This window comes from Pseudomonas spartinae (assembly GCF_965197125.1).
Classification (GTDB): domain Bacteria; phylum Pseudomonadota; class Gammaproteobacteria; order Pseudomonadales; family Pseudomonadaceae; genus Aquipseudomonas; species Aquipseudomonas composti_A.
This window is the reverse complement of record NZ_CBDAMB010000010.1, coordinates 160,315-183,557: the sequence shown is the minus strand read 5'-3', so window position 1 is coordinate 183,557 and position 23,243 is coordinate 160,315. Positions and strand designations below refer to the sequence as shown.

The following is a 23,243-nucleotide window of genomic DNA, read 5'->3' as shown; positions in this document are numbered from 1 at the left end:
TCGGGAAGCAGCGAGCTTTGGCCTCGATGCTCTCCCTGGATAAAACGCTTCATTGACGTCCCCCCGCTGATTTGAATCGATCAAATCACAGCAAGGTCGATGCCAACGTTTTTACACAGTCTGGGCCGAAAGCTGCCAGTTACAACAGATGAATACTCCTCTACAGCCTACTCCACCGCCCCCTTGCTCACCCGATACTCCCCCGGCGTCACGCCCGCATTGCGCGTAAAAAACCGGCTGAAATAGGCTGGATCCTTGAAGCCAAGCTGGTAGCAGATTTCGTTGACCGAGCTGCCGGTGAACAGCAGCAGACGCTTGGCTTCCTGCATCAGGCGGTCGAACACCAGGCGTTTGGACGGCAGGTCGGCGATGCGGCGGCAGATGTCGTTGAGGCGCGCTTCGGTGACGCCCAGTTGCGTGGCGTAGCGGCCCAGCGACCAGTGTTCCTGATAGTGGGTTTCGATCAGGGCGTTGAAGCGCTGGAAGATGTGCAGGTCTTCGCCACGCGCCGGCTGCGCCTGGATGGTGCGGGCAGACAGGCGCAGCAGGCTGACGAAAATCAGCCGGGTCAACGCCGCCAGGCTGAGTTCGCGGCCAGGGCGGTCGTCGGCGAATTCGTGGCGCAGTTCGTCGAACAGCAGGTTCAGCCGCGCGACCTCGCCGTCGTATTGCCCGTCCAGCTCGCCCACCGCCACGCACAGGGGCGCGATCTGCGGCCCCTGAGCCAGCCCCTGGCGGCTCTCCAGCAGCGGCCAGACCAGCTCCTGGCGCACGGTCAGCACATGACCGTCGCTGTCGGCGTCGGTGACGAAAGCATGGGGAAAGGTCGGCGGGGTGAGGAAGAACATCGGCCCCTGCTGCTGGTAGCGCTGGTCATCCAGATACACCCGCACCACGCCGCTCTTGACGTAGTGCACCTGAAAGAAGCGATCGTGCCGATGCACCGGCATGTTGCGGCCGAAGAAGTCGGCCAGCTTGCCAAGTGCCTCGTAATGCACATCCGCATCGGCGTAACGCTGGTCGTAGACCTGGCCGATGTTGATGTTGGGGATGGGTTGCGGATCGTGCATGGCTCCTCCCCCTCAGCTCACCAGTGTCAGGGCTTGATCTGCTTGAGTTCGTTGAGCAGGCCCAGCAGTTGTTGCAGCTTCTCTTCGCCGAATTGCTCCTGAATGCGCTGATAGTTGTGCTCCATGCCGTCGCTCATGGAAAGAAAGCAGGCGTGGCCCTTCTCGGTCAGGTTGATATGGATGCGGCGCTGATCGGTGGTGGACTTGCGTCGCACCACGATACCGTCGCGCTCCAGGCGGCTTAGCACACCGGTCATGCTCGGTTTGAGGATGCAGGCCAGTTCGGCCAGGCGAAAGCTCTCCATTTCCCCCTGCTGGCGCAGGATACGGATGACCCGCCATTGCTGCTCGGTAAGGCCGTGTTCGTTGAGTAGCGGACGAAAGAAACTCATGGCCGCTTCACGGGCCTGCAGCAGGGTAAGGGTCAGGGAAGGTCGAGGTGTGGGCATAGCAAGGTTCACAGAGCGGAATTAGTAAATAGCTTAACGAAATAAAGCAGATAACACCCTGCCGTCAATCACTGCCTGTGCGACTGGCATGCTCATACATGGCCTGCGGCAGCCTCGGTCAAGCTCGCCGGCCGGCCCGCTCTTATGCTGATCTCCAACTGACTCGAGCCACGGCCCGATGTTGGCAATCCATTTGTAGCAGGAGCTCCGCGCCCATGGCCACCTCACTCGTACCCACTCTCCCCGCCGTCGATAGCTTTCTGAACAAACGTCACAGCTCCTTTGTCGATGGCGCGCAAACCAGCCTTCGGCATGGCGAGGGGATGGAGATTTTCAACCCGGCGAGCGCGCAGGTGCTGGCCCAGTTGGAGCTGGCCGACGCAGCGACAGTGGATGCCATCGTCGCCTCGGCCCATCGCGCCTTCGCCTCAGGCTGCTGGAGCAAGCTGGCGCCTGCCGTGCGTGAGCGCATCCTGCTGCGCTTCGCCGATCTGGTCGAGGCCCACAGCGAAGAACTGGCCCAGCTGGAAACCCTCAACCAGGGCAAGTCGATCCACCTGTCGCGCGCCATCGAAGTCGGCGCATCGCTCAACTACATGCGCTACATGGCCGGCTGGGCCACCAAGATCGAAGGCCAGACGCTCGACGTGTCCATCCCCATGCCGGAGCACGCGCGCTTCAATGCATACACCCGCCGCGAGCCATCGGGCGTGGTCGCGGGCATCGTGCCGTGGAACTTCCCGATGATGATTGCCCTGTGGAAGGTCATCCCGGCGCTGGCCTGTGGCTGCACGGTGATCATCAAGCCCGCCGACGAAACCCCGATGACCGCCCTGCGCCTGGCCGAGCTGGCCGTCGAAGCCGGCATCCCCGCCGGGGTGTTCAACGTGCTGATCGGCCGTGGCGCCGAAGTCGGCCCGGCGCTGGTGGCGCATCCGCTGGTGAACAAGGTGTCCTTCACCGGCTCCACCGCGGTCGGCAAGCAGGTGGGCATCGCCGCGTTGCAGAACATGACGCGCTTCACCCTCGAACTGGGCGGCAAGAACCCCATGCTGCTGCTGGAGGACGCCGACCTCGACAAGGCCGTCGCCGGTGCCATCGGCGGCGGCTTGCTCAACCAGGGCCAGGTCTGCGCGGCGGCCTCGCGCATCTATGTACCGGCGCGCCACTACGGGCGTTTCGTCGAGGCGCTCAGCGCCCAGGTCGGAGCCCTGAGCATCGGCGCCGGTATGGACGCCAGCGCCCAGGTCGGCCCGCTGGTGTCGAAGAAGCAGCAAAACAGCGTGCTCAACTACCTGCAAACCGCCCGTCGCGAAGGCGCACGTTTCGCCACCGGCGGCCAGCCCGTGGATCTGCCCGGCTACTTCGTAGCCCCGACCGTACTGGCCGACATGCAGCAACGCATGACCTGTGTGCAGGAAGAGATCTTCGGCCCGGTGCTGTCCGTAGTGCCCTACGACAACCTCGAACAAGGGCTGCAGATGGTCAATGACAGCCGCTACGGCCTGACCGCCAGCCTCTGGAGCAACGACCTGGGCCGGGTGATGGAGCTGATTCCGCAGGTCGAGGCCGGCACTGTCTGGGTCAACAACCACGTCCCGGTCGACCCCAACCTGCCCTTCGGCGGCTACAAGCAATCGGGCATGGGCCGCGAATTCGGCCGCAGCGCCATCGAGGGCTTCACCGAAGTCAAATCGGTGTGCATCACCTACTGATGACGACGCGCGGCGGCCTTGCCGAGCAAAGACCGCCGCCCAGACGCGTAAACCAGCAAAAGTGCAATTGATTCCCTGAAACAGCCATTAAAGGCCGCCTTCTACACCATCAATATCACCCGTACAGGATCAGGCCGACGCCGCAACAAGAATTTCGTTTACATATTAACTTTAAAATTAATATATTAACGACAGATGCCGAACCGGCGATGCCAAACGCCCCGAGCAGGAGAACAAGAAATGAGTCGCCCCACCGAACAGGCCGCCAGCGGAACACTTTTCGGCGTAGCCCTGAACTACCAGGGCCTGCTGCGCAGCCGCCTGGCCGAGTTCAACGAGCCGCCATACCAGCAGCCACCGCTCAAGCCGGTGCTGTTCATCAAGACGCCGAATACCCGCAATGGCGACGGCCAGCCGGTGGTGATGCCAGCCGGCGAGCGCCTGCAGCCTGGCCCGGCCCTGGGCGTGGTGATCGGCAAAAGCGCCAGCCGCGTCACTGAGCAGGATGCCCTGGCCCATGTCGCCGGCTATGTGATCGTCAACGAATTCAGCCTGCCGGAAGAGAGCTACTACCGCCCCGCCGTCAAGGCCAAGTGCCGCGATGGCTTCTGCGCCCTCGGCAGCGAAGTGATCGAGCTGGCGGACCCGCATTCCCTGACCCTCAAGCTGCTGGTCAACGGCGAAGTGCGCCAGGAAAACACCACCGCCAACTTCGTGCGCAGCGTGCCGCGCCTGATCGCCGAACTCAGCGAGTTCATGACCCTGCATGCAGGCGACGTGCTGATCACCGGCACCCCGGAAGGTCGGGTCGACGTGCAGCCCGGCGATGAAGTGAGCGTGGAAATCAGCGGCCTGGGTCGCCTGACCAACCACATCGTGGCGCAGTAAGGAGAGCAAGATGAAACACGCCCGTATTCGCTACGAGAACCAGATCCACGCCGTTACCGTCGAGGCGGACAACGCCGTGCGCCTGGCCGATGGTCGCCTGCTCGCCGAAACCGATGTCGAGTGGCTGCCGCCTGCCGAAGGCAGCATGTTCGCCCTCGGCCTGAACTACGCCGACCACGCCGCCGAACTGGCCTTCAAGGCGCCGACCGAGCCGCTGGCCTTCATCAAGTCGCCCGGCACCTACACCGGCCACAATCAGGTGACCTGGCGCCCAGACAACGTCAAGTACATGCACTACGAGTGCGAGCTGGTGGCGGTGATCGGCAAGCCGGCGAAGAACGTCAAGCGCGAGGACGCCCTGCAGTACCTGGCCGGCTACACCGTCTGCAACGACTACGCCATCCGCGACTACCTGGAAAACTACTACCGCCCCAACCTGCGGGTGAAGAACCGCGATGCCACCACCCCGGTCGGGCCGTGGATGGTCGACGTCGCCGACGTGGCAGATCCGTCCAAGCTCAAGCTGCGCACCTGGATCAACGGCGAGCTGAAGCAGGAAGGCACCACGGCGGACATGATCTTCGACATTCCGTATCTCATCGAATACTTCTCCAGCTTCATGACCCTGCAGCCGGGCGACATGATCGCCACCGGCACGCCGGAAGGCCTGGCCGACGTGGTGCCAGGCGATGAAGTGGTGGTGGAAGTGGAAGGCGTTGGCCGTCTGGTCAACCGCATCGTCAGCGAATCCGAATTCTTCGCCGCGCGCGGCAAGTGACACTTACGAGGCACAGAACATGATCAAGCATTGGATCAACGGCCAGGAAGTCGAGAGCAACGAGACTTTCACCAACTACAATCCGGCCACCGGCGAAGCCATCGGTGAAGTCGCCAGCGGCGGCGCCGAGGAAATCAACCGCGCCGTGGCCGCCGCCAAGGAAGCCTTCCCCAAGTGGGCGGGCACCCCGGCCAAGGAACGCGCCAAGCTGATGCGCAAGCTGGGTGAGCTGATCGACCAGAACGTGCCGAAACTGGCCGAGCTGGAAACCCTCGACACCGGCCTGCCGATTCACCAGACCAAGAACGTGCTGATCCCGCGCGCCTCGCACAACTTCGATTTCTTCGCCGAAGTCTGCACACGCATGGACGGCCACAGCTACCCGGTCGACGACCAGATGCTCAACTACACCCTGTACCAGCCGGTCGGCGTGTGTGGCCTGGTGTCGCCGTGGAACGTGCCGTTCATGACCGCCACCTGGAAGACCGCGCCCTGCCTGGCGCTGGGCAACACGGCGGTGCTGAAGATGAGCGAGCTGTCGCCTTTGACCGCCAACGAGCTGGGCCGCCTGGCCCTGGAAGCCGGCATTCCGCCGGGCGTGCTCAACGTGGTACAGGGTTACGGCGCCACCGCTGGCGACGCCCTGGTGCGCCACCCGGACGTGCGCGCGATCTCCTTCACCGGCGGCACCGCCACCGGCAAGAAGATCATGCAGACCGCCGGCCTGAAGAAGTATTCGATGGAGCTGGGCGGCAAGAGCCCGGTGCTGATCTTCGACGATGCCGACCTCGACCGCGCCCTCGACGCCGCGCTGTTCACCATCTTCTCGCTCAATGGTGAGCGCTGCACCGCAGGCTCGCGCATCTTCATTCAGGAGAGCGTCTACGACCAGTTCGTCGCCGAGTTCGCCGCCCGTGCCAAGCGCCTGATCGTTGGCGACCCGACCGACCCGAAAACCCAGGTCGGCTCGATGATCACCCAGGCGCACTACGACAAGGTCACCGGCTACATCAAGATCGGTATGGAAGAAGGCGCCGAGCTGCTCGCCGGTGGCCTGGAGCGCCCGGCCAATCTGCCGGCGCACCTGGCCAAGGGGCAGTTCATCCAGCCCACCGTGTTCGCCCACGTCGACAACCGTATGCGCATCGCCCAGGAAGAAATCTTCGGCCCGGTGGTGTGCCTGATCAAGTTCAAGGACGAAGCCGAAGCGCTGCGTCTGGCCAACGACACCGAATACGGCCTGGCCTCCTACATCTGGACGCAGGACATCGGCAAGGCCCACCGCCTGGCCCGCGGCATCGAAGCCGGCATGGTGTTCATCAACAGCCAGAACGTGCGTGACCTGCGCCAACCCTTCGGCGGCGTGAAGGGTTCGGGCACTGGCCGCGAAGGTGGCGAGTACAGCTTCGAGGTGTTCGCCGAGATCAAGAACGTGTGCATCTCGATGGGCAGCCACCACATCCCGCGCTGGGGCGTATAACGCAACCACAAGCTTCAAGCGGCAGGCTGCAAGCCGGAGCATTGCTTTCGCCTTGTAGCCCATCGTCAACAAGAACAATACGGAGATCACCATGGGTAAGCTCGCTCTCGCCGCCAAGATCACCCACGTACCCTCGATGTACCTCTCGGAACTGCCCGGCCCGCGTCAGGGTTTTCGTCAGGCGGCCATCGACGGCCATATCGAAATCAGCAAGCGCTGCCGCGAACTGGGCGTCGACACCATCGTCGTGTTCGACACCCACTGGCTGGTCAACGCCAACTACCACATCCTCTGCGGCCCGCACTTCAAGGGGCTGTACACCAGCAACGAACTGCCGCACTTCATCAGCAACATGGAGTACGAGTTCCCGGGTAACCCGGAGCTGGGCAAGATCCTCGCAGCCGAGTGCAACCGGATGGGCGTCGAGACCATGGCGCACGACGCCACCACCCTGGACCCGGAGTACGGCACCCTGGTGCCAATGCGCTACATGAACCAGGATCAGCACTTCAAGGTGGTCTCGGTCTCGGCGCTGTGCACCTCGCATTACCTGGCCGACAGCGCCCGTCTCGGCTGGGCCATGCGCAAGGCCGTGGAGGAACACTACGACGGCACCGTGGCGTTCTTCGCCAGCGGCTCGCTGTCGCACCGCTTCGCCCAGAACGGCCAGGCGCCGGATTTCGCCACCAAGGTCTGGAGCCCGTTCCTGGAAACCCTCGACCACCGTGTAGTGCAGATGTGGCAGGACGGCGAGTGGGAAGCCTTCTGCAACATGCTCCCGGAATATGCCGTCAAGGGTCATGGCGAAGGCTTCATGCATGACACCGCCATGCTGCTCGGTGCGCTGGGCTGGTCGAAATACGACGCCAAGGCCGAAGTGGTCACGCCCTACTTCGGCTCCTCCGGCACCGGCCAGATCAACGCCATCTTCCCGGTCACCCCACAGGACGGCTCCGCCATCCCCGAGGCCCAGGCGTCCAACCCGGCTGGCGTCGCCTCCACCAGCCGCCTCTGACCCTGTAGGAGCGGCTTTAGCCGCGACGCCCTGGTTTGCAGCCGCTCCTGCCTTTGCGAGGACATCACGATGCCCCACCTGGTACTGCTCTACACCCCCGACGTCGAACCTGATGTGGATGTCGGGGCCCTGTGTCGCGCCCTGGCCGACTGCATGCTCGAACAACGTGATGAAGCCGGCAAGGCGGTGTTCCCCATCGGCGGCACCCGCGTACTGGCCTACCCCGCCGCGCACTCGGCGGTGGCCGATGGCAAGGGGGATTACGGCTTTCTCTACGCCAACCTGCGCATGGGTGCCGGGCGCAGCCAGGCGGTGCACCAGCAGGTCGGCGACAAGCTGATGGGCGTGCTGCGTACGCACCTGGACGACCTGCTGGCCAAGCGCCCAGTGGGCGTCACCCTGCAGATCGACGAAAGTCCCGGTCAGGTCTTCGACGCCAAGCACAGCAGCCTGCACCCCCTGTTCAACAAGACTTCCTGAGGTTCATTGACCATGCTCGATGCCAGCATCATTCAGCAGGCCGCCGCACGCCTGGACTCCGCCGAGCGTTCGCGCCAGCAGGTCCGCCAGTTCTCCCTGGATTACCCGAACATCACCATCGAAGACGCCTACGCCATCCAGCGCGCCTGGGTCGAGCAGAAGATCAAGGATGGCCGCAAGCTGGTCGGCCACAAGATCGGCCTGACCTCGCGCGCCATGCAGGTGTCGTCCAACATCACCGAGCCGGACTACGGCGCCCTGCTCGACGACATGCTGTTCGAGGAAGGCAGTGACATTCCCTTCGAGCGCTTCATCGTGCCGCGTGTCGAAGTGGAGCTGGCGTTCATCCTCGGCAAGCCGCTGAAAGGCCCGAACGTGACGATCTTCGACGTGCTCGAGGCCACCGAATGGGTGATCCCGGCACTGGAGATCATCGATGCGCGCATCCAGCAGACCGACCCGGAAACCAAGGTCACCCGCAAGGTGTTCGACACCATTTCCGACAACGCCGCCAACGGTGGTGTGGTGATGGGTGGCCGCGCCGTGCGCCCGACCGAAATCGACCTGCGCAAGGTGCCAGCGGTGCTCTACCGCAATGGCGTGATCGAAGAATCCGGCGTCTCCGCCGCCGTGCTCAACCACCCGGCCAAGGGCGTGGCCTGGCTGGCCAACAAACTGGCGCCGTACGACGTCACCCTGCAGCCTGGGCAGATCATCCTCGGCGGCTCCTTCACCCGCCCGGTGGCCGCCAACCCCGGCGATACCTTCCACGTCGACTACGACATGCTCGGCAGCATCGCCTGCCGGTTCGTCTGAGCGCAGGAGGCGATCATGGACATGCCCATCAACACCTTCAAACAACGCCTGCAGTCAGGTGAAGCGCAGATCGGCCTGTGGCTCGGCCTGGCTGCCCCGTACTGCGCCGAGCTGGCGGCCAATGCCGGCTTCGACTGGCTGCTGATCGACGGTGAACACGCCCCGAATGACCTACGCGGCCTGCTCGGCCAGTTGCAGGCCATCGCCCCCTACCCTAGCCAGCCGGTGATTCGCCCGGTGATCGGCGATAGCGCGCTGATCAAGCAACTGCTGGATATCGGCGCGCAGACCCTCCTGGTGCCGATGGTGGAAAGCGCTGAACAGGCCCGCGAGCTGGTGCGCGCCATGCACTACCCACCGCACGGCGTACGTGGCGTCGGCAGCGCCCTGGCTCGCGCCTCGCGCTGGAACAGCATTCCCGGTTACCTGGACAAGGCCGACGAGCAGATGTGCCTGCTGGTGCAGATCGAGAACCTCGACGGCCTGGCCAAGCTGGATGAAATCGTCGCGGTCGAAGGCGTCGATGGCGTGTTCATCGGCCCCGCCGACCTCAGCGCCTCCATGGGCCATCGCGGCAACCCGGGCCACCCGGAGGTACAAGCGGCCATCGAAGACGCCATCGTGCGGATCGGCAAGGCCGGCAAGGCCGCTGGCATCCTCAGCGCCGACCAGAGCCTGGCGCGGCGCTACCTGGAACTGGGCGCCAAGTTCGTCGCCGTCGGCGTCGACACCACCGTACTGATGCGCGGCCTGCAAACCCTGGCTGCGGCCTTCAAGAACGCGCCGGCCCCCACCAGTGGCGGCGGCGTGTACTGATCCCGCCTCCCACGTATTGCCAAGAGAACGACATGAAACTCTCCGATCTGAATTTGCTGCGCGAACAGGCCTACATCGATGGTCAGTGGGTCGAGGCCGACGACGAGGCGCGCTTTGCCGTGACCAACCCGGCCAATGGCGAGCTGATCGCCGAAGTCGCCTCCCTCGGCCAGGCGGAAACCGCCCGCGCCATCGCTGCGGCCAAGGCCGCCCTGCCGGCCTGGCGCGAGAAGACCGCCAAGGAACGCAGCGCCATTCTGCGCACCTGGTTCAACCTGATCATGGAAAACCAGGAAGACCTGGCGCGCCTGCTCAGTTGGGAACAGGGCAAGCCGCTGGCCGAAAGCCGTGGCGAGATCGCCTACGGCGCCAGCTTCATCGAGTGGTTCGCCGAGGAAGCCAAGCGCGTTTACGGCGACGTCATCCCGCATGACAAGCAGGGCCGGCGCCTGGTGGTGATCAAGCAGGCCATCGGTGTGGTCGCCGCCATCACCCCGTGGAACTTCCCCAACGCCATGATCACCCGCAAGGTCGGCCCGGCCCTGGCCGCCGGCTGCACCGTGGTGCTCAAGCCCGCCTCGGAAACCCCGCTGTCGGCCCTGGCCCTGGCCGTGCTCGGTGAGCGCGCCGGCATACCGGCAGGCGTGCTGAACATCGTGCCGGGCCAGAACTCACGCGCCATCGGCGGCGAGCTGACCGGCAACCCGGACGTGCAGAAGCTGTCGTTCACCGGCTCCACCGGCATCGGCAAACTGCTGATGGCGCAGTGCGCGGCAACCATCAAGAAAGTGTCCCTGGAGCTGGGCGGTAACGCCCCCTTCATCGTCTTCGACGACGCCGACCTGGATGCCGCCGTGCAAGGCGCACTGGGCTCGAAATTCCGTAACAGTGGGCAGACCTGCGTGTGCACCAACCGCCTGCTGGTGCAGAACGGCGTCTACGACGAATTCAGCAAGCGCCTGGTCGCTGCAGTGAATGCACTGAAAGTCGCCCCGGCTGGCGAGGAAGGCGCCCAGCAAGGCCCGTTGATCAACGCCAAGGCAGTCGCCAAGGTCGAGGAACATATCGCCGACGCCGTCAGCAAAGGCGCCAAGGTACTGGCTGGCGGCAAGCCGCACGCCCTGGGCGGCAGCTTCTTCGAGCCGACCGTGCTCGGCGATGTTACCCCGGCGATGCTGGTGGCCCGTGACGAAACCTTCGGCCCGCTGGCGCCGATCTTCCGCTTCGACACTGAAGCCGAAGCCATCGCCATGGCCAACGACACCGAGTTCGGCCTGGCCTCCTACGTCTACACCCGCGACCTGGGCCGCGCCTGGCGCGTCAGCGAGGCACTGGAATACGGCATGGTCGGCGTCAACGAAGGGCTGATCTCCACCGAAGTCGCCCCGTTCGGCGGCATCAAGCAATCCGGCCTGGGCCGCGAAGGCTCGCACTACGGCATCGACGACTACATCGAGCAGAAGTACATGTGCCTGGGCATCGGTTGATCCCTCTCCAATGTGTCACCCTCTTAGCGGCTCTCCAGTAGAGCCGTTTTTTATCGGTAGAACATCATGAACAAAGGCTTGCTCGCTGCAGCCATGCTACTGCTCCTGCAGGCACTCGGTGCCACCGCCGCCGATCTCGACGCGGCTTATCGCCAGGCGCTACTCAAGGAACTGAACAACCGGACACTCGCGGGTGTGGTGGTCAGCGCGCTCGCCGAGGCGCACAGGGGAACGCCCCAGGGCGAGTTCTGGCTTGCCTACAGCCAGTTGGAGGCCAAGCAATGGCCGCTCTACGAAGAGCAGGCCAAGCTTCACGAACTCAGCCCCGGCGGGCTATTGCTATCGCTCAAGGCCCAGGCGTCAATCCTCTATGCCAGGCTCTTGCCGGAGAAATTCATCGGCATGCTCAGTCAAGCCACCCAGGCCTATGCAGAAGAACTCGCATCGCTCACCCCGCCGCCGACGCAGCGAGCGTTCTGGGGCTACGTCATTGCTCAGGAACGGGCGCAGGCACAGGCCTTCCAATACGCCTCACAACAGGACTACTCCACTGCCCGCTCAGTGCTGGTCGATTTCATGGAAAACACCCTGTATCCAGAGAGTCTCAACCGATAATCTTGCGGACAAAAAAATACCGCCGAACATTGGTTCGGCGGCCCAAGTATTATTTCTGCCGTTCAAGCCTTGCGGAGTAATCCGAAGACCATGCAATCATGCCACTCTCGCAGAACCGCGAGTTGTCTCTACCTGCCAGAGCTTTGCGTCTGATTGCCAGAAGCCTAGATTGCTGCTCATGAGGCAGCCGTCTCCCGATGCACTCGAATTGAAGAGATATCCAACTCCTCCACAAGCGCTTCTTGATCCCGTTGGCCAGTTAGTTGGCCGACCAGTTCCCACTGCTGATCCAGTTCTTCATTGATAGCCTGCATGCGCTCGATCATGCGCCTGGCTGAATTCTGCACTGCTGCATCCTGGCTTCGCAGCTGTTCGAAGGCCATAGCGGTTATGGATGCGGTCATGTGGGTCATGCTGCGAGCCATGAGACCCAGCAACTGTAACAACTGCTCTTCCTTGGCAGACATGGCGTATTCCTCCAGAGACTGATTATCAGCGTAGCCGACGGGTTCGTTGAGTCCGAAGGTAGGGCTGTAAGCCAATAGCCATAGATGGAGTACGACCTCAGCCCTACCTGCAACGGGATTGACTGCCCCACCTCTCAATCAACTACGCCACAGTAGGTTGCCATCCTGAAACCCTCGGGCTAGAGTGCGCCCGTCGTGGTAAGTCCCGCGACCGGGAGTCGAAACCCGCTTTGTCTGAGGGCGCGGCAGCGTTCATAGCTGCGTAGCAGGTACCTTGTACCCAGCTACTGCATTTCTATGGCGGGCCGTGCGGGGCAGGCTTTTGCCTGGCCGGTTCCCTCGGACGCCGGTATTTCGACCCCCGTACGGTTCGCCACCATTACCGAGTCGAAACGGTGTTGGTGGTTCCTCTCACTGTCCGAGGAGCATAAGGAATGCGCTACCCCTTTTTTACCCGAGAGCTCCGCCTTGGGCTTCAGGTCTTGCTGTCCACCTCTGATCCGGAGGTGCGCCATGGCTGAGTTCGAATCCTGCGTTGTACCTTTTCCGCTGCAGCGAAGCCCGCTGCATGAATCCGAACGTTCTCCCCTACCCTCTGAAGCTGCAGCTGAACTGCGTGGCGTGATGCTCGGCAATCTGCTTGATCAACTGGCTGAACCTGAGGGCTTGCAGCCGGCAGATCTGCGCGTGCGCATCGCTGCTTATTCAGCACTGGCTCTGCTCGATGAAATGGTCGTGCTCTACCGCCGCGCCCTCTCTGACGTTCGAGGAGGTGCCAAATGAGCAAGAGCGTGATGACCTGCCTTCCACCTCACGACGGCCATCCAGGTATGGAGATCACTTGGGCTGCCGATTGCAGAGAGGCATTCGACCAAGGCGTGAAGCTGGCACAGACCTGGCTCGATAACGCCCGCAGTGGATGGCTCTGGGCAGTGATGATCGCCGAGCGCGATCTGCTGCCCTGCGCTATTGAAAGGAGAGCTTTTGAGGTGGGTTTCCTGAGTCGTATCCACCAGCGTGTTTGCTCACATCTCCGCTGCGGTGAGCAGGCCGAGATCTATACGGCGGGTGATTGTTTTGGCCACAAAAGAACCCTGACGCTCGCCGGGGCGAGCTGTCAGGGCTGACCTGGGCCATGGCAAATGCCAAGAAGTGGTCTGTTAAAACAGACCAGGAAGGAAGGTTCTGAGCTAACGGAGTGCAGGGTCGGCGTACTGACTGTGTGCACTTCGTTAGCCCAGACACCGGAGAATATTTCGGTAGCGGCCGGCTGCCAATCGTTTTGATTGGGGCACTGGCTAGAAGTGGCGACTGGCCTCGTTCCTTTCTTGTTGCTGGTTTAGACCATATCTGCAGCTCAACTGCCCACCCACAACATCTCTTGGCATCTTTCGTTGGGCCGACAGAGCCTGCGCGCTGCGCTTGCTGGTAGCGCCTGGGAGATCGGTGGAATGGCGGTCTTGCTGTTTCCTAAAACCCTATCACGGCGTTCTCGCCGTCAAGGGCTGCATGCGCTTCGCGCATTTGCGGCTGGGCCGGCTATCGCCCCCTGACTGCTGCGCTGCGTCGTGCTGGGCCGGTTCCGGGCAATTCCGCCCGAGCAACTGGAGCATGATCATGTCGCAGCTTTCTCTCGCCCTTGACGCTTCTCTGATGATTCGCGACGAGCAAGGCCACTATTTGCCTGCCACTGCTGAGCAGATCCTGGATGCCGCTCGCAAGGTGATCGATCAGAAGGTTCAGCGAGGCGCAGCCTTCACGTCTTCGGAGCTGGTCAAGGAGTACTTGATCGCGAAACTGGGCGGCTTTGAGCACGAGGTTTTCTCAGCACTGTTTCTGGATGCCAAGCATCGCCTGATCCAGTACGTAGAGATGTTTCGCGGCACCATCGACAGTGCGTCTGTGTACCCACGCGAGGTGGTCAAGGAAGCACTGCGCCTGAATGCAGCTGCAGTGATCTTCGCGCACAACCATCCAAGCGGAAATCCAGAGCCAAGCCAGGCTGACAAGGTGCTCACACAACGCTTGAAAGAAGCCTTGGCGCTGGTAGATGTCCGCTCGCAGGATCACATCATCGTGGCAGGCCAACGTACCGTATCTTTCGCCGAGCTTGGGTTGCTATGAACCAAGGGGGCTGAGCCCCCTTTTTGCTGCGCCCTTTCAGGCGTGTGCGGCATGTACCAGAGCCTGCTGTATTTACCAGCGGACAACAGCTCGCGAATAGAGATCAAGCACACGGCCAGATACAGCCAGCCTTGGACCGTCCACACGGCGGCCATGTCCGACACTCAATGATGGTTGGCGCGATCAAAGGCGAAATGTCGCTAAGAGCTTGTTATTGAACAGGAACTGATTGAACAGAGTTTGGTGTTCCACCTGGCCAGCCAGGGCGTTATGTGCGGCAGCGGACAGACGCCTCATCTGTTTCAGGATCTGATGAACGTTCACGCATCTGGATCCGCGCAACGGCATGCTGACAACCCTGGAGTGACTCCCCTGCGTTGGCCTGTCCGAGCGCTGAAGCCGCTCGCCAGGAAGCAAATGGATACTCAGTGGTCTAGCCTCATCCGGCGGTTATGGCGCTCCAAGCCTCGTACGTTCGAATACGAGGCCGTCCTGCGCTCCGAACTGTTCAGTGCAGAGCAAATGGCAACCCATGGTGCCGCGCTCGCACATCAGCATCGACTCAGCCAGCACACCACCTCGGACGCCTTGCTCGAGCGACTGACCGAGAACGCCGGGGTACTGGCGAGCAGCTGCCAGGCCATGACAGCCGCGACGCTTTCCAGCCAACGGGCTACGCCTGCCGCCGAGTGGTTGCTGGATAATTTCTATCTGATCGAAGAGCAGATACGAACCGCCCAAAAGCACCTTCCCAGAGGGTACTGCCGCGAGCTGCCTGGGCTGTCCAATGGGCCATCGTCCACCCTGCCCCGCGTTTACGACATCGCCCTGCAAACCATCTCCCATGGGGATGGACGAGTCGACAGTGAAAGCCTGGGGCGTTTCATCACCGCCTATCAATCCACCACTCCGCTAACGCTGGGCGAACTGTGGGCTGTCCCCATAATGTTGCGCCTTGCTCTGATCGAAAATCTGCGCCGTGTGGCCGCTCGTGTCATGGCCAGCTGGAATGATCGCAATCTGGCCAATCATTGGGCAGACCGCTTGAGCGAAACCGCAGAACGTGATGCCAAGAGCGTCGTGCTGGCCGTAGCGGACATGGCGCGCTCACCACTGCCCATGACCAGCTCGTTCGTCGCCGAGCTGGCGCGTCGCCTGCAGGGGCAGAACACGGCGCTCATCCTGCCGCTGACCTGGATCGAGCAGACATTGGCGGAGTCCGACCTGAACATAGAGCGCCTGGTGCAACAGGACGCGCAATCACAAGCGGCCGAACAGGTCTCCATCAGCAACAGTATCAACAGCATGCGGATGCTCTCGGCAACCGACTGGCGCAAGTTCGTCGAGCGCATGAGCGGCGTAGAACAGGTGCTACGCGAGGATCCTGCGGGCATCTACGCGCGCATGGATTTCGCCACCCGCGATCACTATCGACATGCAGTGGAGCGCCTGTCACGGGCTTGTCAGCACGACGAGACAGACGTCGCGCGCACGGCGCTCGAGCTGGCTGCCGGCGCATCGTCTGGTATTCCGCGCATGGCCCATGTCGGGTTCTACCTGGTAGACAAGGGCGTGCCCACACTGGAGCAACTGCTCGGAGTGCGGTTGTCGCTCATCGAGCATGGGCAACGGCTGCTGAGCCGTGCACCACTGCATTTTTTCCTGATTCCAGCCCTGCTGCTCACCGGCCTGCTGGCCTGGCCTCTGTTGGCCCAGGCTCATGCTGAGCATTGGCCGCTCGTGTACTTGGCCATGCTCAGCATACCGATCCTACTGATGACCAGCCGGCTGGCCATCGCCCTGGTGAACTGGCTGGTGACCCTGACGATGCCGGCGAATATGTTGCCGCGCCTCGATTACAGCGAAGGCATTCCCGCGGACGCCTGCACCCTGGTGGTAGTGCCGACACTCATTGGCAGCACGCTGGATGTCGACGAGTTGGTGGAAGGCATGGAAGTGCGCTACCTGGCCAACCGCGACAGCAATCTGCATTTTGCCCTGCTCACCGACTTCCTCGACGCGCATCAGGAGACGCAGGATGAGGACGCGGCTCTGCTGGAGCGAGCCACCCAGGCAATCGAAGCATTGAACGACAAGTACCCGGCCATGGAAGGCAGCCGGTTTAACCTGTTGCACCGGCCCAGGCGCTGGAATCCGGCTGAACGCCGCTGGATGGGGCATGAACGCAAGCGCGGCAAGCTGAGCGAGCTCAATGCCGTGTTGCGCGGCCAAGGGCAAGAACGCTTCGCCTTGATCGTTGGCGATTTGGCGAGGCTGCAGCAGACTGTCTACGTAATCACCCTGGATACTGACACACAGCTACCGCGTGATGTCGCGCGCCAGCTTATCGGCACCCTCGCTCACCCCCTGAACATCGCGCAGTTCGACGCCAGCAAGCGACGTATCACCAGCGGTTACGCAATCCTGCAGCCACGGGTCGGCATCAGCCTGTCGAGTATCGCGCGCTCGACCTACGCCCACCTGTTCGGCAGCGATGCCGGGATCGATCCCTACACACGCACCGTTTCCGACGTCTACCAGGATCTGTTCAGCAATGGTTCGTTCATCGGCAAGGGCGTCTATGCCGTGGATGCCTTCGAGCGGGCGCTGGAGGATTGCCTACCGGAAAACCGCATCCTGAGCCATGACCTCATCGAGGGGTGTTATGCGCGCTCCGGCTTGATCAGCGACATCCAGGTCTACGAGGAGTACCCCGCCTGCTACAGCGCCGATGCCAAACGGCACTACCGCTGGATTCGCGGCGACTGGCAGCTACTGCCCTGGCTACTCTCATGCCCCCCTACGGCGGGCTGCCAGCCGGCTGCCCGCCTGGATGCCCTGGGCCGCTGGAAGATCTTCGACAACCTGCGTCGCAGCCTCGAGCCGACAGCGTTTCTGTGCGGCCTCTTGTGGGCCTGGTTCGCCAGTTCGCAACCGCTGCTGTGGGTTCTGGCCATCCTGGCGCTGGTGATCACGCAACCTCTGCTGAACCTGCTGTTTGAGTTGCTGCGAAAACCTCACGAGGTGCCGCTGCGCTTGCACCTGACGACGACCCTGCGCGGCAGCGGATCGAGCTTTCATCGAGCCATCCTGCCGCTGGTCTGGCTACCATTCGAGACGCTCAATAGCCTGGACGCGATTGGCCGAACGCTGTGGCGAATGCTGATCAGCCACCGCAACCTGCTGCAGTGGAACCCTTCACGCCAGGTTGAACGCTTTAGTCGTAATGATCTATCCGCGCTGTACCGCCTCATGTGGGTGTGCCCAACGCTGGCTTTCGGCCTGCTCATAGCATTGCTCATGCAACCGCTGACGCTGGCGGTCGCCGCGCCCTTCCTGATCGCCTGGTCGATGGCTCCCGCCCTCGCCTGGTGGCTGAGCAAGCCATCGGCCTCACCAGCGTTCGAACCCACTGTGCACGAGCGGCGCTTCCTGCGTCAGCAGGCCCGGCGGAACTGGGCATTCTTCGAGGACCTGGTAGGCCCCGCAGACAACTGGCTGCCGCCGGACAACATCCAGGAACAGCCAGTGGCCGCAATCGCACATCGCACCTCCCCCACCAACATGGGGATGGCCCTGCTCGCCCACCTGGCCGCCCATGACTTCGCCTATATCGGTGGCGGGTGCTTGCTTGGGCGACTCGAGAACATGCTCACCAGCATGGCGCTCCTGCCGCGCCATCGCCGACATTTCTACAACTGGTACGACACACTCACGTTGCAACCGCTACCGCCGCATTACATCTCGACGGTGGACAGCGGCAACCTCGCCGGCCTGCTCATGACACTGCGCCAGGGCCTGCTGGAGTTGCCTGATGCGCTGCCGGATGACGCACGCACGCTGCAAGGCCTCAGAGATTGCCTGGATGTCCTGCAGGAGTCCGTGCTGGATGCCGGTCTGGATGAACAGCTGCTGGACGAACTGTTCAAGGCGTTGGCGCAGCCTGCGACCACGCCCGAGCCCTCGAGCGACCTGCTACCGACCCTGCAACGCTTTCTCGAGCAGACGGAAAAACTGACCTCACCCCTGGCCCAGCAACAAGAGCCCACTTACTGGTTACAGGTGCTGAGCGCGCAATGCCGGGATCTGATCGCCGATGTGTCCAGCCTGCTGCTGCCGGGCGAGCGCTCGCGGCTCGTCACCTGGCGACAACTGGCAGCACTCGATGCCCACGCCTGGCCTGCGGGCGAGCAGGCGCCGACGCGCAAAGTCAAAGCCTGCGCGATGGAGCGAATCGCCCAGGTAGAACGCCTGGCCACATTGGCCGGCGCCCTTGCAGACATGGATTTCACCTTTCTCTACGACCCGCAGCGAGACCTGCTGGCCATCGGCTACAACGCCGATGAGCAGCGTCTCGATGGCGCCTACTACGACCTGCTGGCCTCCGAGGCGCGGCTGACCAACTTCGTCGTGATTGCCCAGGGTCAGCTACCACAGGAGGGCTGGTTTGCCCTCGGACGCCTATTGACCAGCAGCGGTGGCACCCCGGTACTGCTGTCGTGGACAGGCTCGATGTTCGAGTACCTCATGCCGCTGCTGGTCATGCCCAGCTACCCGAGCACCTTGCTGGATCAGACCTGCAAGGCCGCAGTCGCGCGCCAGATCGATTATGCAGGCAAGCTCGGCCTGCCCTGGGGCGTATCCGAGTCGGGCTATAACGCCCTGGATACACAGTTGAACTATCAGTACCGAGCGTTCGGCGTTCCAGGTCTTGGCCTGAAACGCGGGCTCGGCGACGACATCGTAATCGCCCCCTACGCTTCAGCTCTGGCGCTGCTGGTGGCACCAGTCGAGGCCTGCCGCAACCTGCAGGCGCTGGCCGGCATGGGCATGGCGGGTCGCTATGGCTTGTACGAAGCGCTCGACTTCACCAGCACGCGCTTGCCCCTGGGACGGAGCTCGGCGGTGATCCAGTCGTTCATGGCCCATCACCAGGGCATGAGTTTCCTGGCATTAACTGCCATCCTGCTCGAGCGCCCCATGCACAGGCGCTTCGAAGCTGATCCACAATTCCAGGCCACTGCCTTGCTGCTCCAGGAGCGCATGCCCAAGAGTGCGACTCAATACCTGCATGCGCCCCAGGTGGCGCAAGAGGAAGCGGCGACTCGGGCCGATGAAAGCAAGTTGCGCGTCTATACCCACCCTGATCGTGCTCATCCTGCCGTCCAGTTGCTCTCCAACGGCCATTACCACGTGATGATCAGCCATGCCGGTGGAGGCTACAGCCGTTGCGACGAGCTCGCCGTAACCCGCTGGCAGGAGGATGTCACCTGTGATGCCGCCGGGATGTTCTGTTACCTGCGCGACACCGAAAGTGGTGCATTCTGGTCAAGCGCGTTCCAACCAACGCTGCAGCGCACGGAGAGTTTCGAGGCGATATTCACCGACGCCAGGGCCGAATTCCGCATACGCGAGCAGGATATCGACACGCACACGGAGATCGTCGTTTCTCCCGAGGACAATGCCGAGCTGCGTCGTCTGCATATCAGCAATCGTGGCGCCACGCGTCGCTCCATCGAGCTGACCAGCTACGCAGAAGTGGTGCTGGCGCCACAGCGCAGCGACTCGGCCCATCCAGCCTTCAGCAAGTTGTTCATAGAGACCGAGCTGCATGCGGATCTACAAGCGATTCTGTGTACCCGCCGACCGCGCTCGAAAACGGAACGCAGCACTTGGCTATGTCATTTGCTGGCAGCCCATGGCGTGGACATCCAAGCGATTTCCTACGAAACCGACCGAGCCCGATTCATCGGCCGCGGGCGCAACCTCGCACAACCGGCGGCGATGGACGTCGATGAGCTCTCAGGCACCGCCGGCGCCGTGCTCGATCCAATCGTGGCGATACGCTGCCGATTCGTTCTGGAGGCCGGCCAGGGTGCAATCATCGACCTGGTAAGCGGCGTCAGCGACAGCCGCGCCGGGTGCCTGCATCTGATCAACAAATACCGCGACCGTCACCTCGCCGATCGCGTCTTCGATCTGGCCTGGACGCATAGCCAGGTACTGCTGCGGCAATTGAACATCAGCCACGCCGATGCACGCCTGTTCGAGCAGATGGCCGCGTCGATCCTCTACAGCGCGCCCACATTGCGTGCGTCCCCTCAGATTCTGGCGGCCAACCAGCGTAATCAGAGTGGGCTATGGGGCCAGGCCATCTCGGGCGATCTGCCCATCGTGCTCCTGCAAATTTCCAGCGCCGGTAACATCGAACTGGTGCGGCAACTGGTACAGGCCCACGCCTACTGGCGCCAGAAAGGGCTGGTGGTCGATCTTGTGATCTGGAACGAAGACCAGGCCGGCTATCGACAAAACCTGCAAGACCTCATCCTGGGCCTGGCGACCTCCGGCAGCGAGGCCCATCTGCTGGATCGACCCGGCGGCATTTTCGTGCGCCCGGTACAACAGTTGTCCAGCGAGGATCGGATTCTAATGCAGGCGGTGGCGCACCTCGTGCTCAGCGACAGGCACGGCCGTCTTTCCGAGCAGATCCGCCATCGCAAAGCCGGTCCGGCCTTGCCCGCATTCGATGCGCGTTTGCTGCGTAAGCCCGCGTGCAGCTCAATAATTCCGGAGCCAGATCCAAGCCTGTTGCTGAGCAATCCCTATGGAGGATTCAGCGCCGATGGCAACGAATACGTCATTGACCTGACACCAGGCCAACCCACACCGGCGCCCTGGGTCAACGTGATCGCCAACCCTCAATTCGGCACGGTGATCTCGGAAAGCGGCAGCGCCTACACCTGGCATGAGAATGCTCACGAATTCCGTCTCACGCCGTGGTGCAACGACCCCATCACCGACGCCAGCGAAGAGGCCATCTACGTGCGTGATGAGGACAGTGGCCACTACTGGTCGCCGACTGCCCTGCCCTGTCCGGGAAACGGTCGTTACCTCACCCGCCACGGGTTCGGCTACAGCCTGTTCGAGCATGATGAGGACGGCATCCAGACCGAGCTGCGCATCTACGTGGCACTGGAGGCACCGATAAAGTTCTCGCAGTTGCTGGTGCGCAACACCTCGGATCGGCCACGGCGACTCTCTATCACCGGCTATGTGGCCTGGGTTCTGGGCGAACTGCGCAGTCAATCGACCATGCACATCGTCACTGATGCAGACTTGGACACTGGCGCCCTGTTCGCACGCAACGCCTACTCGATCGAGTTCCCTGGCCGGGTGGCGTTCTTCGACGTCGATATGCCGCTCATGAGCAGTACGGCCGACCGCAGCGAATTCATCGGCCGCAATGGCAACCTCAAGGCACCGGCAGCCATGGCCCAGGAGCAGCTGTCAGGGCGCAGAGGTACTGGGCTCGACCCCTGCGCCGCGCTGCGCGTGGAGATCGAACTGGCGCCAGGGGAAAGCCGTGAGGTGATCTTTCGCCTCGGCGCCGAGCAGAACGCAAAAAGCGCCTCTCGCCTGGTTCAACGCATGCGCGGTAGCGCGACAGCAGCGATCGAGCTGGAAACCGTGCGCACCCACTGGCGCTCGACGCTGGCAGCGGTGCAGATTGAAACACCCGAGCCGGCGCTCGATGTCCTGGTGAACGGCTGGCTGATGTATCAGATCATCGCCAGCCGCTTCTGGGCACGCAGTGGTTACTACCAGTCTGGCGGCGCCATCGGCTTTCGCGATCAATTGCAGGACGGCATGGCCATGCTGCACACCGAGCCGGCAGCGGTGCGTCGGCATCTGCTGCTGTGCGCAGCCCACCAGTACATCGAGGGCGATGTGCAGCACTGGTGGCATCCACCGATGAACCGTGGTGTGCGTACTGGCTGTTCCGATGACTATCTCTGGCTGGCACTGGCAACCAGCCGCTACGTGCAAGTCACGGGTGACCACAGCGTACTTTCGGAAAGCGTTGGATACTTGGAAGGGCGCGCACTCAATAACGGAGAGGAATCCTACTACGACCTACCCGGCCAGTCGGCCCGGTACGAGACCCTCTATCAGCACTGTGTGCGTGCCATCGAGCACAGCCTGCCACGCGGCGTTCACGGCCTGCCGCTGATGGGGCACGGTGACTGGAATGACGGGATGAACCGGGTCGGTGAACAGGGCAAGGGGGAAAGCGTCTGGCTAGGTTTCTTCGGCCACGAGGTGTTGCGCCAGTTTGCGACAATCGCCGAGCTCAATGGCGACCCGGACTTTGCCCGCCTCTGCCTGGAACAAGCCGCAGCCCTCGGTAACAGCCTGGAAGCATCCGCCTGGGATGGTGCCTGGTATCGCCGCGCCTACTTCGATGACGGCACGCCGCTGGGCTCTGCCAGTAATGACGAATGCCGAATCGACTCCATCACCCAGAGCTGGTGCGTACTGTCGGGCGCAGCCCCCGAGAAGCGCCAGCGCACGGCCATGGAGTCGCTCGACCGTCACCTGTTTCGTCGTGACATAGGTCTAATCAAGCTGCTCACCCCGCCCTTCGATAGCGGCGCCATGGATCCGGGCTATATCAAGGGTTATCTACCCGGCATCCGCGAGAACGGCGGCCAGTACACCCACGCTGCCGTCTGGGCAAGCATGGCCTTCGCCGCGCTCGGCGACAGCACGCGAGCCTGGGAACTCCTGCACGCCATCAACCCGATCACGCATGGAGACAGTGCTGCTGCGATTGCGACCTACAAGATCGAGCCCTACGTGCTGGCTGCAGATGTCTACGGCATGCCCCCCCATGAGGGGCGTGGCGGCTGGAGTTGGTACACCGGCTCCGCCGGGTGGATGTACCGTTTGATCGTCGAGTCTCTGCTCGGTGTGCAGCGCAGCGGCGCCTGCCTGCACATGCGCCCGCTACTGCCGGCGCACTGGCCAGGCTTCACCCTGCACTACCGTTACGGCGCCACACCTTACCGAATCACGTTACGGCGCACAGAGCAGGATGAGCAGACGATCGACCTCGATGGTATCCGCCTTGAAGGCGATAGGGTGCCAATGCGTGATGATGATCGGGAACACCATGTGGACATCAAGCTGCCACTGAATCTCATCGGCAGCCCTGACCCCGTCATGCCGCCCACTCAGCCTTTGGGCATCATGGAGTAACCTC

Annotated in this window: 17 protein-coding genes; 14 read left to right on the top strand and 3 right to left on the bottom strand. The window is 62.6% G+C overall.

From position 1 onward, the window contains the following. Positions 1 to 167 precede the first annotated feature (167 nt). Together hpaA and hpaR are read right to left on the bottom strand one after the other, a co-directional pair. Positions 168 to 1,070 carry a 4-hydroxyphenylacetate catabolism regulatory protein HpaA gene (gene hpaA / locus ACN8M7_RS20725; RefSeq protein ID WP_490262017.1) on the bottom strand — a complete coding sequence of 301 codons (903 nt, stop codon included), beginning with the start codon at positions 1,068 to 1,070 and terminating at the stop codon, positions 168 to 170. 26 nt (positions 1,071 to 1,096) lie between these two features. After that, a complete protein-coding gene (hpaR, locus tag ACN8M7_RS20720) occupies positions 1,097 to 1,519 on the bottom strand; it encodes a homoprotocatechuate degradation operon regulator HpaR (RefSeq protein WP_061242249.1) in 423 nt (140 codons plus the stop codon). Positions 1,520 to 1,734: 215 nt separating this feature from the next. Here hpaR and ACN8M7_RS20715 point away from each other — a divergent pair, with 215 nt between their 5' ends. From ACN8M7_RS20715 to ACN8M7_RS20670, 10 genes are all read left to right on the top strand, one after another. Then, complete coding sequence (locus ACN8M7_RS20715; RefSeq protein WP_490262016.1) at positions 1,735 to 3,234, top strand: aldehyde dehydrogenase family protein; 1,500 nt, start codon at positions 1,735 to 1,737, stop codon at positions 3,232 to 3,234. A gap of 240 nt (positions 3,235 to 3,474) precedes the next feature. Beyond that, a complete protein-coding gene (locus ACN8M7_RS20710) occupies positions 3,475 to 4,122 on the top strand; it encodes a fumarylacetoacetate hydrolase family protein (protein ID WP_490262015.1) in 648 nt (215 codons plus the stop codon). Between the two features lie 10 nt (positions 4,123 to 4,132). Continuing rightward, positions 4,133 to 4,900, top strand: coding sequence for a fumarylacetoacetate hydrolase family protein (locus ACN8M7_RS20705; protein WP_490262014.1), 768 nt, complete (start codon positions 4,133 to 4,135; stop codon positions 4,898 to 4,900). A gap of 19 nt (positions 4,901 to 4,919) precedes the next feature. Then, on the top strand, positions 4,920 to 6,380 hold the full coding sequence (hpaE, locus tag ACN8M7_RS20700) for a 5-carboxymethyl-2-hydroxymuconate semialdehyde dehydrogenase (protein WP_490262013.1): 1,461 nt from the start codon (positions 4,920 to 4,922) through the stop codon (positions 6,378 to 6,380). Positions 6,381 to 6,471: 91 nt separating this feature from the next. After that, entirely contained in the window at positions 6,472 to 7,395 is a 924-nt protein-coding gene (hpaD, locus tag ACN8M7_RS20695; RefSeq protein ID WP_490262012.1) for a 3,4-dihydroxyphenylacetate 2,3-dioxygenase, read from the top strand. Between the two features lie 69 nt (positions 7,396 to 7,464). Next, positions 7,465 to 7,875: a 5-carboxymethyl-2-hydroxymuconate isomerase gene (locus ACN8M7_RS20690; protein WP_490262011.1), complete on the top strand. Its 411-nt coding sequence runs from the start codon at positions 7,465 to 7,467 to the stop codon at positions 7,873 to 7,875. Positions 7,876 to 7,887: 12 nt separating this feature from the next. After that, positions 7,888 to 8,691: a 2-oxo-hept-4-ene-1,7-dioate hydratase gene (hpaH, locus tag ACN8M7_RS20685; RefSeq protein ID WP_490262010.1), complete on the top strand. Its 804-nt coding sequence runs from the start codon at positions 7,888 to 7,890 to the stop codon at positions 8,689 to 8,691. Positions 8,692 to 8,706: 15 nt separating this feature from the next. Then, on the top strand, positions 8,707 to 9,507 hold the full coding sequence (gene hpaI, locus ACN8M7_RS20680) for a 4-hydroxy-2-oxoheptanedioate aldolase (protein WP_490262009.1): 801 nt from the start codon (positions 8,707 to 8,709) through the stop codon (positions 9,505 to 9,507). Between the two features lie 32 nt (positions 9,508 to 9,539). Next, positions 9,540 to 10,994 (top strand): NAD-dependent succinate-semialdehyde dehydrogenase, encoded by a 1,455-nt coding sequence (locus ACN8M7_RS20675; RefSeq protein ID WP_490262008.1) that lies wholly within the window; start codon positions 9,540 to 9,542, stop codon positions 10,992 to 10,994. Positions 10,995 to 11,060: 66 nt separating this feature from the next. Then, positions 11,061 to 11,609, top strand: coding sequence for a hypothetical protein (locus tag ACN8M7_RS20670; protein ID WP_490262007.1), 549 nt, complete (start codon positions 11,061 to 11,063; stop codon positions 11,607 to 11,609). Positions 11,610 to 11,785: 176 nt separating this feature from the next. Here ACN8M7_RS20670 and ACN8M7_RS20665 read toward each other — a convergent pair whose 3' ends face one another. After that, positions 11,786 to 12,076 carry a hypothetical protein gene (locus ACN8M7_RS20665; protein WP_490262006.1) on the bottom strand — a complete coding sequence of 97 codons (291 nt, stop codon included), beginning with the start codon at positions 12,074 to 12,076 and terminating at the stop codon, positions 11,786 to 11,788. A gap of 513 nt (positions 12,077 to 12,589) precedes the next feature. On the opposite strand from ACN8M7_RS20665, the gene ACN8M7_RS20660 reads away from it, so the two are divergent. The 4 genes from ACN8M7_RS20660 (at position 12,590) to ACN8M7_RS20645 (ending at position 23,239) form a co-directional block, all read left to right on the top strand. Continuing rightward, the gene (locus tag ACN8M7_RS20660) at positions 12,590 to 12,859 is read left to right on the top strand and encodes a hypothetical protein (RefSeq protein WP_490262005.1); all 270 of its coding nucleotides are present in this window, start codon (positions 12,590 to 12,592) and stop codon (positions 12,857 to 12,859) included. Continuing rightward, on the top strand, positions 12,856 to 13,203 hold the full coding sequence (locus ACN8M7_RS20655) for a LasR-specific antiactivator QslA (RefSeq protein WP_490262004.1): 348 nt from the start codon (positions 12,856 to 12,858) through the stop codon (positions 13,201 to 13,203). Before ACN8M7_RS20660 ends, ACN8M7_RS20655 begins: the two co-directional genes overlap by 4 nt. Positions 13,204 to 13,693: 490 nt before the next feature. Next, positions 13,694 to 14,200 (top strand): JAB domain-containing protein, encoded by a 507-nt coding sequence (locus ACN8M7_RS20650; protein ID WP_490262003.1) that lies wholly within the window; start codon positions 13,694 to 13,696, stop codon positions 14,198 to 14,200. Positions 14,201 to 14,617: 417 nt separating this feature from the next. Then, complete coding sequence (locus ACN8M7_RS20645) at positions 14,618 to 23,239, top strand: glycoside hydrolase family 94 protein (RefSeq protein ID WP_490262002.1); 8,622 nt, start codon at positions 14,618 to 14,620, stop codon at positions 23,237 to 23,239. The last annotated feature ends 4 nt before the right edge of the window (positions 23,240 to 23,243 follow it).